The organism is Sediminibacterium sp. FW305-C-61 (genome assembly GCF_058231065.1).
On the sequence record NZ_JBIQXR010000001.1, the window covers coordinates 992,212 to 1,007,901 of the forward strand.

A 15,690-nucleotide genomic window follows, 5' to 3' on the forward strand; every position below is an offset into this window, starting at 1 on the left:
GAAAACACCCTAATAATTTGGGTGTTTTCAACGTTGGATTTTTTTAATGACTATCCTACATTTACTCCGGGTAGAGAAAAAGCAGCAGAAATGCATGTAATTTTTCTCGTATTCAGTTTTCATTAGGGGTTACAAGTGAAAAAGGCGGCACAAGGCCGCCTTTTTCTATTTGTTTTTGCAAGTTTATAAAACTGCTTTTTCTATCTCTTTTTCGGCCAAAGCATAGATCTTTTTTCTTTTCCAGTTATACCAGGGATGAGGCATTGTTTTCTTCATCAATGTATCAATATTACGCATGCCAAAAAGGTTCCAAACTCCATTTAATTTTCCGCCAAGTGATGATTGCATGGCCCTTAAACTCATGGCAAATCCACTATCCAGATATTCCATGTGATGCCAGTAACCGGCAGGCATATATAAAGTGTCGCCATGCTCAAGCGTGATATCGTAACCATTGGCCAATTTGAGAGCAGGAAACTGGTTATAATCGGGGCTGCCGTTTAGGTGGTGGTAATGACTGAAATCAGCCAGGCTCAACACTTCAAAAGGTTTTCTGTATAGTTTATGTTGCTCTTCAAATGGAAATAATAATACTTTTTTTCTGCCGCAGAACTGGGTGTGCAGAATATGACTCATATCAATATCGAAATGCATGTGGGTGATGCTGGTGGCACCCCCAACAAAAAGCATGGGATATCTTTTTACAAAACCAGACATTAATTCATCCGGCCAATTAAAATCGTTTGTTAACTGGGGGGCATGTTCAAAAATATTAAACAGAAAAATGCGCCATGCCGCTGGCCCGGTTCTGATCATGTCAATATATTCCCCAAAGGTTTTATAATCATCGGCAGTATTGATTGGCGTATAGGCATCGCTTTTGATATTATTGTATAAGCCCACTTTTTTATCACCTACCAGGGTTTTGAAATAATCCCAGTTCCATTTTTCATAAGCGGGCCAACTCTTAGACAAATTGCGAATTACCAGGGGTTTCTTGGGTAGATAATAATTAGTCCTGAAATCGGAAGCACTGATTTGATCCACAATATCTACACCCTGTAACTGCATGGTTGAAGTTTTTGCAAAAGTAAGATGAACTGATTGTTAATAAAAGCATAATCGGAGGAATGGCAGGCTTATACATAGTGTATCCTTTACGCATATCATGGACCTTTTAGCCCTAAAAAAAGCTCATTTGGGCATTATTTTGGTAATTATAAAATGAGCAACAGCGCTTAAAATGAATGATTTATGCATTTTCTTATTTGCCGTTTTGGCATTATATTTATAAATGCTCCTCGAAGTACACCCCGATAACCCCAATCCCAGACATCTTAGAATGATTGCGGAATGCCTGCTTTCCGGGGGGGTCATCATCTATCCAACTGACACGATTTATGGTTTAGGATGCGATATATTTCAACACAAAGCAGTTGAGCGTATTGCCAGGATAAAACAGGTTGACCCAAACAAGGCCCAGCTTAGTTTTGTGTGTTACGACCTCAGTGATTTAAGCCAGTACACAAAAAGCATTTCTACACCACTTTATCGTTTATTGAAGAGCTACCTGCCTGGTCCCTACACGTTTATTCTACCAGCCAGTAAAGAAGTACCTAAAATATTGCAAAGCAAGAAAAGTACCATCGGCCTTCGTGTACCCGATAATAATATCGCACGGCAAATTGTACATGAACTCAGGCATCCGATTCTATCTGCTTCCCTGCCCGGTGAAATGGTTGAAGAATACACTGACCCGGCAATCATTTATGAGAAATTTGAAAAGTTGGTTGATATTGTTGTTGATGGGGGCAATGGAGGAATGGTGCCATCTACGGTTATTGATTGTACCAAAGATGTGTATGAAGTTATTCGCGAAGGCGCAGGTGTTTGGAATGAGTGATTGAGCTTCTAGCCTCTAGATGCTAGTTTCTAGCAGTGGCCGTTTAACAGGGATGTACAGATATTATAAAATCTTCAAACAACCTATTCAATCCATTGCTGTCCGGGGAAATTTGACCGAGAGCTGTAGGTGTCGAGTATGATGGAACACAGATCTTCATGATCTTCAGGATTTATCATGATAGATCTTGAAGATCATGAAGATCCGTGTTCTATTAATAGCAGATAGTGCATTTACGGCAATCAAATATTTCTTTAAGCAACTGACTTTATATTCCCCCCCTCTAATTCCACTAAAAGCAAAAGGTCTATAATAAGCACCCATTAAGGCTTGCAGCTTGCGGCATGCAGCTTGAAGCCAATTTTCCCCGGACAGCAATGACTCAGAACTCACAGCTCCATCCTCAACTGTTTCGGCAGGATATTAAAACTCTTTCTATGATGCACACAAAGGCCAAACTGCTCAATGGCTTTTCGGTGAGTGGCGGTACCATAGCCTTTGTTTTGATCCCATCCATATTCGGGGTGTATTTCGTGAAGCTTTAGCATATATTCATCACGATATGTTTTGGCGAGTATACTTGCAGCAGCAATATGACTGTATTTGCCATCACCTTTGATAATACATTGATGAGGTGTTTTTTTATAAGGGATAAACCTGTTGCCATCAATCAGCAAAAGTTCGGGTGATTTGGAGAGCTGGTCAATCGCCAGGTGCATGGCTTTATAAGATGCTTTCAGGATATTGATATGGTCAATTTCATCACTGCTCACCGAAGCAACTGCCCAGCTGATGGCTTCTTTTTCAATCACCGTTCTAAGTAAATCTCTTTGCCTGGCATTTACCTGTTTACTGTCGTTCAACAATGGGTGGTGAAAATCTCTGGGAAGTATTACCGCCGCTGCAAAAACTGGCCCAGCATAACATCCGCGTCCGGCTTCATCACAACCGGCTTCGATCAATTTTTCCTGGTAAAATGGTAATAACATGGTCTAAAATTCCAGAAACTTGATGATATAAGACTATTTTTCTGAAAATCCTCTGCGAACCTCTGTTGCCTCATGTTCTCTGCGGTGAATTTACTCGAATAATCACCGCAGAGCAACAAAGAACGCAGAGGTTTCGCAGAGAAATGAGAAAATCAGTCAAACAAAATCATTAATGCTTTTAATAACCTAATAACTTTGCCACAACCAAGAACACATATATGGTACAGGTGAATGACAGATCCTCAAAGTTGGTAGCAAGATGGTTATTATTAGGCGTATTAATGACGATTATACAGGTTGCACTGGGAGGAATCACCCGTTTAACAGGCAGTGGGTTGTCTATCACAGAATGGGATGTGATTACAGGTACTTTACCCCCACTAAATGAGCAAGCCTGGTTAAAGGAATTCGATAAGTATCGGGCAACGCCCCAATTTCAATTACTCAACTTTGAATTTACCCTGTCAGATTTCAAATTCATTTTTTTCTGGGAATGGTTCCATCGTTTATGGGCTAGGTTAATTGGTTTGGTATTTGCCGGCGGATTCATCTGGTTCATCATCCGTAAACATTTTAAGAAGGAAATGATTCGTCCATTGATTATTTTATTCATCCTTGGTGCATTACAAGGGGCCGTAGGTTGGATCATGGTAGCTAGTGGATTAACAGGTGATGCTGTTTATGTGAAACCTACCAGACTGGCATTACATTTTATTTTTGCATTGGGGTTACTCTGTTATACATTCTGGTTTGCCTTAAAATTATTGGTACCTAAAAATCAATGGGTGGTTCATGCACCACTCAGGAAAATTAATATATGGTTGATTGGTTTACTCACAATCCAATTGTGTTATGGGGCATTGATGGCTGGACATAAAGCTGCAACAGTAGCTACCGATTGGCCAACTATTAATGGAGATTGGGTGCCAGACTCCTTATTCAAACACCAGCCCTTTCTCTTGAATTTTATTGATAATAAAATCCTGATACATTTTATTCACCGTGGGTTGGCTTACCTGATTTTAATTGTCATAGTTATATGGACTATTCAACTGGCTAAACAAAAAGCTGGTATTGTTTTTGAAAACATCAAAAGAATTCCACTATACTTAACTTGTTTACAGGTGTTGCTGGGAATTTTAACTATCTTAACCAGTACAGGCATAGTACCGGGTAAATGGGGTACATTTGAATGGATGGCACAAATACATCAGTTAACCGGTATGTGTTTGTTGTTGTCGCTCGTTGCCACGCTGTTTGTGTTAAGGAAATCTCCCGCAAACAACTAAACCCGGCATCACCTTAATTGAAAAGGCAAAGCCATCAATTAAAATGCTGAATCAAATGAACAAACTGAAAGAGTATTTATCGGGTTTTTGGTTTTCACTGCCTATTCAGTTATGCTTGCTACATTTTAGAAGATACCAGGTGTTTCTGGTGTTCTGGTATATTTTGTTTTCAACTGTAGCAGGTGGTTTCATGCGAACTTTTGGAGCCGACTCCTTATTCCTTGCGCCTGAATATTTTGGAGAAATAAATATACTTAGTACCGCAATAGTAGGTTTTGCACTGGGTATATTTATCATGAGTTGGAATATCACCACATTTATTCTTTTCGGTAAGTACTTTCGTTTTCTCGCCACTACTGCACAACCCTTTTTGAAATACTGTATTAATAATGCCGTATTACCGCTGATTTTTCTTGTATTTTATTTTTTTAAAGCAGTTCACTATGCACGCTACCAGGAATTATTTCCCGCATCGGATATTTTATGGATGGTAATGGGGTTTCTGATAGGAATAACTTTATCTATCCTGATTGCCTTCGCGTATTTTTTTGGGGCCGATAAAACCATTTATCGCAGCATGGCCACCGTAATTGACTCTGCCAATATGCAATATGCCATTGCTGCCAAAAATAACCCGCTTCCTAAAGAGCGATTAGATATGCGCGTAGATTGGTTTTTGAGTGCAAAACTTGGGTTGCGTAAACCACGGGATGTTCGCCATTATAGCCTTGCATTTCTGGATACCGTTTTTAAACGACATCATTTTGCTGCTGTTATTGCCATTGCTATTGCTTTTTTCTTTTTAATTGGCACCGGATATATTTCTGATGCACGTTTATTTCAATTACCTGCTGCGGCTAGTATCACCGTCTTTTTTGCCATTCTAATTGCAGGCGCGGGAGCGATATCTACTTTTTTACACAGTTGGAGCATACCTGTTGTTGTAGTTGTTTACCTGCTGATAAATTTTTTATACCAACAAGATATCATCGACCTGCGCAATAAAGCATACGGTTTAAATTATAGTACAGATATTGAAAGGCCCGTATACTCAAGGGAATCGATAATGGCGTTGGCCAATGAAAAGGATATGGCCAGCGACAAGGCGAAGTATATTGAGATGTTGGAAAAATGGAAAGCAAAACAAGGTACAGCCAAACCGGTTATGTACCTGATTAATACCAGTGGAGGTGGTATACGCAGTGCTACATTCACCATGAATGCATTGCAGCATCTTGATAGTATGTTTCAAGGTAAACTAATGAAACAAACCTTTCTGATTAGTGGAGCATCTGGCGGGATGTTAGGCGCAACTTATTTCAGGGAATTGTATTATCGCAAGCAGAATGGTGAGAAGATTAACCTGCAAGACAAACAATACCTTGATGATATTTCCAATGATTTATTAAGTCCTTTGTTTTCTTCTTTTGTTACTCGTGATTTGATCGGTCCTGCTAAGCCTTTTGAAAAATTCGGGTATCGGTACACCAAAGACAGAGGGTATGCATTTGAACAGAAGCTGGATGAAAATACCCACGGGTACTTAAATAAAACTATTGGAGATTATAAGCTGGCGGAACAAAACGCTGAGATTCCACTGATGTTTTTTAACTCAGTGATTACCCGCGATGGCAGAAAAATGATCCTTGCCTCACACCCTTCCAGGTTTATGATGCGGCCTGTAACCAATTCGGCGAATGTACGTCCTTTTGATGCTGATGCCATTGATTTCAATACTTTTTTCGGTTCACAGAACAGCAATAATATTGGCATTCTATCAGCCTTAAGAATGAATGCAACCTTCCCTTATGTACTTCCCAATGTTTGGTTGCCTACCAACCCTGTTATTGATGTAATGGATGCCGGACTTAGGGATAATTTCGGACAAGAATCTTCTCTTCGTTTTATTGAAGTATTCCGTGACTGGTTAAAAGAAAATACCAGCAAAGTGGTTTTGCTTCAGTTGCGCGATAGAGGTTTGACCGACTGGGACAGACCGCTTGAAGGAAGTAGTTTGTTTGGCACTTTTACCAAACCATTTCTGTTACTGCAAAACAACTGGTTTAAACTACAAGATTATTACCAGCACGATCAACTCGAATATAGTTATGAAGCCTATGGTCCGGGGTTTTATCGTATCTGTTTTCAGTATGTGCCTTCGAGAAAAGAAGCACCCGCGAGTTTAAGTTTTCATATCACCGCTGCGGAGAAAAGAGATATAACCCTGGCATTGGCAGCAGAAGCCAACCTCAGGGAGTTCAAAAGACTTCAAACGCTTATGAAATAACTATTCTGGCTGTATTAAAGAAAAATGGTCTTTTAATATACGAATATTTAATTCACCCGCAGTTTCCCTGGGTTCCCCATCAATATGCAATGGTGCAAGCTTCAGGTTACGGATGGTTATTTGTGGTGTTTGGAAATAAAGGATATTCTTCTTGGTCATATCTTCTACCAACTGCTGCAATTTGTTGTTCCCCCTGATTTGACGAAGTATGGCAAATGGCAATTTTGCCTTATTCATTTTTTGCACAATAACGATATCCAATAAACCATCGTTCAGACTGGCTTGTGGAGCAATTTTAAAATTATTACCAAACTGATTACTGTTGGCAATGCTGATGAAAAATGCGTCGGAAAAAAAGGAAAAATTCTCCAGCTTTATTTCAAACTGATAAGGTGTGGCACGGAAATAATTAATGATGCTTTGTTGCGTATAAGTGAGTAATCCCCTCGATGCTTTACTGGCAAAATCATGTGCTACCTGTGCGTCGAAGCCAATACCACTCAGCATACATGAGTAATGATCGTTTACCAGAAATGCATCGATCATTTTCGATTTACCTTCGAAAATTAAAGCAAGTGCAAGTTCCGGTTTGGTGGGTATCCGGGCTGCAAGTGCTAAGCCGTTTCCGGAACCAACAGGTATAACGCCAAATTGCACGGGCAAGTCATGCAAGGCTTGCGTTACCTGGTTTACGGTACCATCGCCACCAATAATTACCACATCAGTAAAATGCTCAGCACGAATTTTTTCATGAAGTAACTGGTAATGACCACCAGCATTGGTATGCATTATTTCAAAAGGAATGCCTTTAGCGGAGGTTTCCTTTTCTATTAATTTTTTTATGCCTTCTTTTTTTGAAGTACCCGAGATCGGGTTTACCAGGTACACAATTTTTCTATCCATCATCTCCTCATTATAAAATACAAAATAGCCTAACTAATAGATCAGTCGTTTCTAAGCCCGCAATATTGCATTTTCTTTCTGTAAAATCCTGTTAAACTCACCATTTCATTAATGCACTGGCCCATGTAAAACCACTTCCAAAAGCAGCGAGGCACACAAGATCGCCTTCTTTTACTAAACCTTTCTCCCATGCTTCACATAAAGCAATGGGTACAGAAGCCGCGGTGGTATTGCCGTACGACATAATATTATTATAAACCTGCGAGTCTTTGAGTCCTAGTTTTTGCTGCACAAACTGACTGATGCGCAAATTGGCCTGATGTGGTATGAGCATATTGATGTCTGTCGGCTGGTAACCGTTTTGCTGTAATGCTTCCACAATTACTTCCGGAAATTTAACCACCGCTTTTTTGAAAACGGATGGACCATCCATATTGGGAAAGTTTTGGGCATTGTCGATCATGTTATGGCTCATAAACATTTGTCCGATTTCAGCGTCATCGAAATCTGCATAGTTTTTATCTGCCCAATAGTTGGCATGGGTACCTGGGTTGTACATGGCTAATATTTCAGCAGCTTCTCCATCACTGTGTAAATGGGTACTCAATATACCACGACCTTTTGCTTCGGTAGGCTGTAATACTACGGCACCTGCACCATCTCCAAAAATGACAGAAACATTGCGTCCACGGGTTGAGAAATCGAGGCCGAAGGAATGTTTTTCACTGCCTACTACCAGAATGTTTTTATACATACCAGTTTTGATGAATTGGTCGGCCACACTGAGTGCGTAAACAAAACCACTACATTGGTTCCTGATATCGAGGGCACCAATCTCTCCCATTTTCATGGCTCTTTGTAATAGTACTCCGCAACCAGGGAAGTAGTAATCTGGGGACAGTGTAGCGAATATGATAAAGTCGATATCTTTTGGAGTGATGCCAGCCCTTTCTATGGCAATTTTAGCGGCTTCAACCCCCATGGTAGTGGTGGTTTCTTCGGTTCTGTGGGCATATCTGCGTTCCTGAATACCTGTTCGCTCTTGTATCCATTCATCACTGGTTTCCATGTATCTGGTGAGGTCCTGATTGGTAACTACGTTTTTGGGCACGTACATACCAATCCCTGCTATTATACTGCTTGGCATGGGCAATCGTTTAATTTAGATACGCTAATATAGGGAATAGCTGTTGGCCTTTAGCTACTGGCAAAATGATTATTCACTTGTAGATTGAAGCCTGGAGCCATTAAAGTCTGGTAAAAAATCAGTTATAAACTGCGAGCCACTTGCTATGAGTCTAGCGTGAAGCAGGATGGGTTGTTTTCAAGTTGATTTTGAAGCATTAAATAGCATATTTACTACAATTAAACACTTCTGTTAAGCCCTTGTTTTACAAAACAAATACGCACAACCTATCTAGGTTATTTCAATAATTGTAGAAGGCCTAAAATAGGCATCCATCAAGACTTGTAGTTTGTAGCCATTGCTGTCCGGTAAAAAATATCATTTTTCTCTGAAATTCTTCTACAGCAATCATTCTGTCGTAGTTTGAAAACAGAACCCCTGCTTTTAAAATAAGCCGTAACGATGGCTTAGGCAATATCTATCACCTTATGACAATGAGTAAAATCGATCACGCGGTTGTTCAAAATTGAATGTTACTCCTGGGCCGAATGGCCCCGTACCCGTTCCCAGACTACATTGGCCTCTGACTAAATCTGCTGCGCATGATTTAGTCTGTCTTCGCTTCGCTCGACACCAATGCCAATGAAGGTCTGTCCACGGGTACTGATTGTATTTATTCTTTTTATCTTCCCTAATTACCTGGCTCCTGTTTAATGTCTGGTTTACCAATTGCTTGCAGCTTGTGGCATGTAGCCTGTGGCTCAGAAGATGCTAGCAAATTTTCCCCGGACAGCAATGGTTTGTAGCTCGAACCTTGTGGCGTAATTTTTCCGGAGAGCTGCTAACAGCTAATGGCTAATAGCTAAAGGCACTTTCATACTATTCCGTAGAAAATCGGCTGCCTCTTTCTCAACTGTTACAATATCTTTCGACTGAATAGGAGAGCCTAAAACATGGCTTCCTGCATTAGGGATGGGTACCATTTTTTTCATATTTGCCGGTGTATTCACCTGGTCAAACATTTCTTTCATGGCGGATACTTTTACTACCGGATCCTGCTCCTTTTCATTTTTATAATAATACAAGATGAGCATGGGTTGTTTTACTTTTTCAAAAGTAGCTTTTGTCATGGCTGTCTCTAATAACTCCTGCAATTCAGTAACTGCCTCAAGACGGTAAGCAGCATTCCAATATTGTTTGTATTCTTCTGTTTTATTGGGAATGATATTCATTTTTCCACCTTTAACCAGTCTTGCAATCTGAAGCCCCCATGGATTATTGGTGATCCATGCATTCGGATCATTGATGGCTATATTGGGTGATAATAAAACAAGTCCGGCTATTTCAGGATAACTGGCTGCAAGCATCAGTGCCAGTGTTCCTCCGGTAGATGTGCCCATCAGAATCACTTTCTCACCCAATTGTTTTCCAATTGCATAAGCTTCTTTGGCAGATTCCCATAAGTTGGTGGCGGTCATACTAAGAAGGGCATCACTGGTATCGATACCGTGTCCGGATAAGCGGGCTAGATAAAGATTAGCACCAAACTGTTTAGCAAGGTTTCTATGCACAGGATCACCTTCTTTCTGGCTTGCACTAAAACCATGGAGGTAAACAATCGAATAAGGGGTTTTAGTATGTACACTATCATTGGCCCATACAATCCGGGCTTCATTATCCGGCTTAATTTTATGAGCAGACTCTAATGATGTGATATAACCACCAAGACTATCCAAATTCGAGGGTATGGCTGGAAGAGCAGTTCCATATTGGGGCTTTTTGGGACTGGGGCCAAGTAAATATATCAGGGTCAAAAGGCCCAGAACAAGCAGTAATTTCTTAAGCAATCGCATGGCTGCGGATATTTTTAGAAAGATAAGCATTGTTTGTGAATGCTGTTTAGGAGCGTTATATTAAATAATTGCTTTGTATTCGACTGACTAACAGTTAGTTACAATACAGTTTGACTAGTTGCGACTTATCCGGGTTAAGTTTAGTTAATCCCTTTGCCCTCCGGCGATAATGCCGTACCTTTGCAGCCTTAAAATTTTACATGGAAATAAGAAATATTGCCATTATCGCACACGTTGACCATGGCAAAACAACCCTGGTAGACAGGATTCTTCACGCAACTAAAGTGTTCAGGGATAACCAGGATACGGGTGAATTGATCATGGATAGTAATGACCTTGAAAAAGAAAGAGGTATTACCATCTTCAGTAAAAATGCTGCAGTTACCTATAATGGTATTAAAATAAATGTGATTGATACACCGGGTCACAGTGACTTCGGTGGTGAGGTAGAACGTGTATTGAAAATGGCCGATGGGGTGATTTTGTTAGTGGATGCTTTTGAAGGACCTATGCCACAAACCCGTTTTGTGTTACAGAAAGCTTTGCAACTAAACCTTCACCCAATTGTGGTGATCAATAAAGTTGATAAGCCAAATTGCCGTCCGGATGAAGTGCATGATGCAGTATTCGAATTATTCTTCAACCTCGATGCTACTGAAGAGCAGTTAAACTTCCCTACTTTCTATGGTAGTGGTAAGAATGGCTGGTTCAACGATAGTTTAACACCTACAGAAGATATTCTTCCGTTAATGGATGGTATCATTAAATATGTACCAGCACCGAAAGTATCAGAAGGTACTTTGCAATTGCAGATCACTTCACTTGATTACTCTTCTTTCCTTGGTCGTATCGCCATCGGTAAAGTAACCCGTGGTTCTATTAAAGAAAACCAGCAGATTGCATTGGTGCAGGCTGATGGTACTATTAAGAAAGTTCGTGTTAAAGAACTGTACGTATTTGAAGGAATGGGTAAGCGTAAGGTTTCTGAAGTATTATCTGGTGACCTTTGTGCGGTTGTAGGTTTAGAAGATTTCAATATTGGTGATACCATCGCTGATGCAGAAAATCCGGAAGCATTACCAATTATCAGTGTTGATGAACCAACCATGAGCATGACTTTCAGCATCAATAACTCACCTTTCTTTGGTCGTGATGGTAAGTTTGTTACTTCTCGTCACCTCCGTGATCGTTTGATGAAGGAAACAGAAAAAAACCTTGCATTGCGTGTAGAAGATACCGATAGTGCCGATAGCTTCCTGGTTTATGGTCGTGGTATTCTTCACCTGGGCGTATTGGTTGAAACCATGCGTCGTGAAGGATATGAGCTAACGGTAGGTAACCCTCAGGTATTGGTTAAACATATTGATGGAAAGAAGCATGAGCCTTATGAGATATTGGTAGTAGATGTACCTAGCGAGTTCAGCGGAAAAGTAATCGACCTGGTTACCCAGCGCAAGGGTGAAATGCTGGTGATGGAAAGCAAAGGTGAAATGCAACACCTTGAATTCGATATTCCATCAAGAGGTTTGATTGGACTTCGTTCACAAATGCTTACCAACACTGCTGGTGAAGCTGTAATGGCCCACCGCTTTAATGAATACAAGCCATGGAAAGGACCAATTCCTGGTAGAAATAACGGAGTATTGATTGCCAAATTCCAGGGTGTAACTACTGCTTATTCTATCGACAAATTACAGGATAGAGGTAGCTTCTTTATTGATCCGGGAGAGGAAGTATATGTTGGTCAGATCATTGCTGAGCACATTAAACCAGGAGACCTGAACGTAAATGCTGTGGAAGCGAAAAAACTTACCAACCACCGTGCAAGCGGTAGTGATGACAGTGTTCGTATCACACCAAAATTGCAGTTTACCCTGGAAGAGTGTATGGAATATATTCAGCAGGATGAGTGTATAGAAGTAACACCAAAAAACATCCGCATGCGTAAAACCGTGCTGAATGAAGAAGACAGAAAAAAAGTAGCCAGAAGTATGCAGTCTGAAGCGGCTGGATAGTAGGTGAACTTTAAATAGTAAAAAGCCATCCCGTCTCAGACGGGATGGCTTTTTTTATGGGATTAATCTTTTCTCAAAACAAACACTGTTTTCTATACCGATATATTGACCGTAGTTGGGAATATTGACATATCCATTTTTCTGGTAAAGTGCAATGGCTTCCGGTTGTCTTTTGCCAGTTTCCAATACCGCAGTAATAAAACCTTCTTCTTTTGCCCATTCTTCCAATGCAGTAAGCACCATGGTGGCAAGGCCTTTAGATCGATGATCTGGTATGATATACATGCGTTTTACTTCTATGGTATCAGCTTCAATTTGTTTAAAAGCACCGCATCCGATAGGAATATCTTCATGGAATAAAACAACTACATGTTGTAATAACTGTATACCATTGTATTGGTGATAAAAAGAATGTTCTGCACCATCACGTTCAGCCAATTCTGCATCCAGCAATTGCACCAACGAAATGAATGTCGGATTGGAGGAATCTGTTCGAATGATTTTATTCATCTGATTTTACTTGCTGGCGGTGAATGGCTTCGTTTTGAATGGCGAGTAATTGATTGGTATTACAGTTGTCACCATCGCAGCAGGGTAGGGCATTGGTGGTGCAAACCGGACACTGGTAATGCCCATGCACATGTACCAGTTGAACTATATGTCCGCAGAAAAGACATTGTTGTGGTTGCATACCTGAAATTAATATCCGAATCGCAACCTGCAAGTGATATTTTGTTAACAGTGGTGCAAAAAAGGCCGGTAACAGTTTACTGTTACCGGCCACACACAATGATAGATCAACTGCTGATCAATACTATTTCCTGCCTGGTTGTTCTTTTTAGTTTCTTTTTACAACTACATCTGATACTTCGCGTGTAACAACATTGATGTCGAAGCTTTCTTTGTACACATCTTTACCTGACTGAAACAGGAAAGTAAGTTTGTCGACATTAGCATCTTTCAACAGTACAAATTTCTTTTCGAATTTTTTGTCTGAGAAATTGCTTTTAAAGAGGCTCTCACCTTCTTCGTTAATTACAGTAAGTGTAACATTGTTACCACTTGGGTTGTGAAACTTCACATTAAAGGAAAGATCGTTGTTGAAGAAACCGGTGTAGTTTACTTCAATTTTTCCTTTGTTAACGTCGGTTTTTTCATTTTTGCTTGCTTCTGCTGCAGTAAATAAAACAACAGATAATAAACCGGTAATGATTGCTTTTTTCATGTTCATATTCTTTTTGCGTGAGTAATAAAATGGCTCCTGTTAAACAGGTTTTCGTATCGCAATGAATATTTCGTAAAGCAAAGCGTGATAGTTCAATATAGCGAGCGTCGTGTAGAGGTCAACACTTAGCTAAAAACAAATAGTTTTTAGCTAAGTGGGAATGATTTAATTATTGCTTGGCTGAAGCCTTTCTTGCTTCAGTTTCGCTTACAAACAGGTTGATGTTTTCATCAAAACTTTGGTTGCCGCTCTGGATACGGAAAGTTAATTTCTCAGCATCTTCTTTGGCTAACACTAGTTTTTTAGCGAAGTCTTTTTTTGAATAACTCTCTTTAAAAAACAGGTCGCCATTTGCATCCAGTACCAGCAAAGTGAATTTTTCACCTGTTGGGTTGTTGAATTTTACATTGAATGATGCCTGGTCTTTAGAAGAACCAGCAAATTTAAATTCAGCAGATGCTTTTGCAGCAACGGCTTCACCGGTATTATCATTGGCTTTGGCCTGAATAAATGTACCGGCAGTTAAAATGCCACTAAGAACGATTCCTTTTACGATGGCTTGTACAGATTGCTTTTTCATGTTGTTTCTTTTAATGCGTAAATAATTAATGCGTATCTCCTGTGCATTCAGAAGATTTCTCGTAGTGCAAGTAAAAGTTTCGTAAAAGCGAGCTGGCAGAAGCGAAGAAGTTGGGATTTTTAAAAAATCCGGGATGTACGGCTAAAATTGCTGGTGTACATCCTTAATACATGCAAGATAGTAAAGGTAACCCGCCCAAAAATAGATTTTTGGGTGAGCGGTGTTAACATATAAATAAATCGGATATCTTAACGAATGTTAGTTTCGTCAACAGGCTTGTTTAAAGTTTCCCATAACTTATCCTTCAATTCAGTTAATCCTGATTGTGTTACAGAAGAAATAAATAAGTGTGGAATACCTTTTGGAAGTTCTTTACCAATGGCTTCTTTTAGCTCATCATCCAGCATATCACTTTTGCTGATGGCAATGATAAAATCTTTTTGCAGCATCTCCGGATTGTATTGTTCCAGCTCATTTCTGAGGATTTCGAACTCTTTGCGATGATCAGCGCTATCGGCAGGTATCAGGAATAATAAAACCGCATTTCTTTCAATGTGTCGAAGGAAGCGATGACCTAATCCTTTTCCTTCCGCAGCTCCTTCAATTATACCGGGTAAATCGGCGATACAAAATGATTTTGAATCGCGGTAAGCAACCATGCCTAATTGAGGTGTTAAAGTGGTGAAGGCGTAATTGGCAATTTTGGGTTTAGCGGCAGTTATAACAGATAATAAAGTCGATTTTCCTGCATTCGGAAAGCCTACTAGTCCAACATCAGCCAATACTTTTAATTCGAGGTTTTTCCAGCCTTCTACACCCGGCTCACCCGGCTGTGCGTGCTCAGGAACCTGATTGGTAGGTGTGGCGAAATTGCTGTTACCTAAGCCGCCACGGCCACCTTTCATCCAAATAATCTCCTGTCCATCTTCCAGTATCTCTGCTTCTATTTTTCCGCTTTCTTCATCACGGGCAACTGTTCCCAGCGGTACTTCAATAATAATATCTTGTCCGTCGCGACCCGTACAATTGTTTTTACTACCACCTTCTCCGTGTTCAGCCAATACATTTTTAAAATAACGCAAGTGAAGTAGTGTCCACATCTGCGAATTACCGCGTAAGATGATATGTCCACCTCTACCACCATCGCCTCCATCAGGGCCTCCCTTAGCGGTTAATTTATTACGCATGAAATGTTTGGCGCCGGCACCACCATGTCCACTGCGGCAGAAGATGCGGATATAATCGATGAAGTTATTTTTCTCAGACACTTTTCAATCAAGACTTTGGTGGAAATACAAAGGTACGAAAACAAAGCTGTCGGGGGAAATTGGCTACAAGCCGCAAGCTACAAGCTACAAGCCTTGATGGGTGCTTATTATAGACTTTCTGCTTTTATTGGAATTAAAGAGGGGAGAAAATGTAAAGTCAGATGCTTAAAGAAATATTTGGTTGCCGTAAATGCACTATCTGCTATTAATAGAACACAGATCTTCATGATTTTCAGGATTTATCATGATAGA

Annotated in this window: 14 protein-coding genes; 4 read left to right on the forward strand and 10 right to left on the reverse strand. The window is 40.2% G+C overall.

Annotation, left to right across the window (positions count from 1 at the left end; translation table 11 throughout):
• Positions 1-183: 183 nt before the first annotated feature.
• Positions 184-1,071, reverse strand: coding sequence for a cupin-like domain-containing protein (locus ACH30E_RS04240; protein WP_294990870.1), 888 nt, complete (start codon positions 1,069-1,071; stop codon positions 184-186).
• Positions 1,072-1,294: 223 nt separating this feature from the next.
• On the opposite strand from ACH30E_RS04240, the gene ACH30E_RS04245 reads away from it, so the two are divergent.
• The gene (locus tag ACH30E_RS04245) at positions 1,295-1,903 is read left to right on the forward strand and encodes an L-threonylcarbamoyladenylate synthase (RefSeq protein ID WP_294990873.1); all 609 of its coding nucleotides are present in this window, start codon (positions 1,295-1,297) and stop codon (positions 1,901-1,903) included.
• A 389-nt stretch (positions 1,904-2,292) separates the two neighbouring features.
• Here the strand turns inward: ACH30E_RS04245 and rnhB are convergent, their stop codons facing one another.
• Positions 2,293-2,892 carry a ribonuclease HII gene (gene rnhB / locus ACH30E_RS04250; RefSeq protein WP_490823790.1) on the reverse strand — a complete coding sequence of 200 codons (600 nt, stop codon included), beginning with the start codon at positions 2,890-2,892 and terminating at the stop codon, positions 2,293-2,295.
• Between the two features lie 218 nt (positions 2,893-3,110).
• Here rnhB and ACH30E_RS04255 point away from each other — a divergent pair, with 218 nt between their 5' ends.
• Positions 3,111-4,181: a COX15/CtaA family protein gene (locus ACH30E_RS04255; protein WP_294990879.1), complete on the forward strand. Its 1,071-nt coding sequence runs from the start codon at positions 3,111-3,113 to the stop codon at positions 4,179-4,181.
• 55 nt (positions 4,182-4,236) lie between these two features.
• Entirely contained in the window at positions 4,237-6,468 is a 2,232-nt protein-coding gene (locus tag ACH30E_RS04260; RefSeq protein WP_490823791.1) for a patatin-like phospholipase family protein, read from the forward strand.
• On the opposite strand, the gene ACH30E_RS04265 is transcribed toward ACH30E_RS04260, so the two are convergent.
• From ACH30E_RS04265 to ACH30E_RS04275, 3 genes are all read right to left on the reverse strand, one after another.
• On the reverse strand, positions 6,469-7,374 hold the full coding sequence (locus tag ACH30E_RS04265; RefSeq protein ID WP_294990886.1) for a diacylglycerol/lipid kinase family protein: 906 nt from the start codon (positions 7,372-7,374) through the stop codon (positions 6,469-6,471). It lies immediately after the preceding gene.
• Positions 7,375-7,468: 94 nt separating this feature from the next.
• Positions 7,469-8,518, reverse strand: coding sequence for a 3-oxoacyl-ACP synthase III family protein (locus ACH30E_RS04270; RefSeq protein WP_490823792.1), 1,050 nt, complete (start codon positions 8,516-8,518; stop codon positions 7,469-7,471).
• A gap of 827 nt (positions 8,519-9,345) precedes the next feature.
• Positions 9,346-10,350 carry an alpha/beta hydrolase gene (locus ACH30E_RS04275; RefSeq protein WP_490823793.1) on the reverse strand — a complete coding sequence of 335 codons (1,005 nt, stop codon included), beginning with the start codon at positions 10,348-10,350 and terminating at the stop codon, positions 9,346-9,348.
• Positions 10,351-10,550: 200 nt separating this feature from the next.
• Here ACH30E_RS04275 and typA point away from each other — a divergent pair, with 200 nt between their 5' ends.
• The gene (gene typA, locus ACH30E_RS04280) at positions 10,551-12,365 is read left to right on the forward strand and encodes a translational GTPase TypA (protein ID WP_490823794.1); all 1,815 of its coding nucleotides are present in this window, start codon (positions 10,551-10,553) and stop codon (positions 12,363-12,365) included.
• 54 nt (positions 12,366-12,419) lie between these two features.
• Here typA and ACH30E_RS04285 read toward each other — a convergent pair whose 3' ends face one another.
• From ACH30E_RS04285 to obgE, 5 genes are all read right to left on the reverse strand, one after another.
• A complete protein-coding gene (locus ACH30E_RS04285; protein WP_490823795.1) occupies positions 12,420-12,875 on the reverse strand; it encodes a GNAT family N-acetyltransferase in 456 nt (151 codons plus the stop codon).
• The gene (locus ACH30E_RS04290; RefSeq protein WP_490847325.1) at positions 12,868-13,149 is read right to left on the reverse strand and encodes a hypothetical protein; all 282 of its coding nucleotides are present in this window, start codon (positions 13,147-13,149) and stop codon (positions 12,868-12,870) included. Before ACH30E_RS04290 ends, ACH30E_RS04285 begins: the two co-directional genes overlap by 8 nt.
• 54 nt (positions 13,150-13,203) lie before the next feature.
• Positions 13,204-13,590, reverse strand: a complete 387-nt coding sequence (locus tag ACH30E_RS04295; protein ID WP_294990905.1) for a hypothetical protein — start codon at positions 13,588-13,590, stop codon at positions 13,204-13,206.
• A gap of 169 nt (positions 13,591-13,759) precedes the next feature.
• Positions 13,760-14,170: a hypothetical protein gene (locus ACH30E_RS04300; protein ID WP_490823797.1), complete on the reverse strand. Its 411-nt coding sequence runs from the start codon at positions 14,168-14,170 to the stop codon at positions 13,760-13,762.
• 248 nt (positions 14,171-14,418) lie between these two features.
• Positions 14,419-15,438 (reverse strand): GTPase ObgE, encoded by a 1,020-nt coding sequence (gene obgE / locus ACH30E_RS04305; protein WP_490823799.1) that lies wholly within the window; start codon positions 15,436-15,438, stop codon positions 14,419-14,421.
• Positions 15,439-15,690 lie beyond the last annotated feature (252 nt).

Coding starts and splice junctions, on each gene's coding strand:
- ACH30E_RS04245 (WP_294990873.1), top strand. CDS start 1,295: ATGCTCCTCGAAGTACACCCCGATAACCCCAATCCCAGACATCTTAGA.
- ACH30E_RS04260 (WP_490823791.1), top strand. CDS start 4,237: ATGAACAAACTGAAAGAGTATTTATCGGGTTTTTGGTTTTCACTGCCT.
- ACH30E_RS04295 (WP_294990905.1), bottom strand. CDS start 13,590: ATGAAAAAAGCAATCATTACCGGTTTATTATCTGTTGTTTTATTTACT.
- typA (WP_490823794.1), top strand. CDS start 10,551: ATGGAAATAAGAAATATTGCCATTATCGCACACGTTGACCATGGCAAA.
- ACH30E_RS04275 (WP_490823793.1), bottom strand. CDS start 10,350: ATGCGATTGCTTAAGAAATTACTGCTTGTTCTGGGCCTTTTGACCCTG.
- ACH30E_RS04285 (WP_490823795.1), bottom strand. CDS start 12,875: ATGAATAAAATCATTCGAACAGATTCCTCCAATCCGACATTCATTTCG.
- rnhB (WP_490823790.1), bottom strand. CDS start 2,892: ATGTTATTACCATTTTACCAGGAAAAATTGATCGAAGCCGGTTGTGAT.
- ACH30E_RS04265 (WP_294990886.1), bottom strand. CDS start 7,374: ATGATGGATAGAAAAATTGTGTACCTGGTAAACCCGATCTCGGGTACT.
- ACH30E_RS04240 (WP_294990870.1), bottom strand. CDS start 1,071: ATGCAGTTACAGGGTGTAGATATTGTGGATCAAATCAGTGCTTCCGAT.
- ACH30E_RS04300 (WP_490823797.1), bottom strand. CDS start 14,170: ATGAAAAAGCAATCTGTACAAGCCATCGTAAAAGGAATCGTTCTTAGT.
- ACH30E_RS04255 (WP_294990879.1), top strand. CDS start 3,111: ATGGTACAGGTGAATGACAGATCCTCAAAGTTGGTAGCAAGATGGTTA.
- ACH30E_RS04270 (WP_490823792.1), bottom strand. CDS start 8,518: ATGCCAAGCAGTATAATAGCAGGGATTGGTATGTACGTGCCCAAAAAC.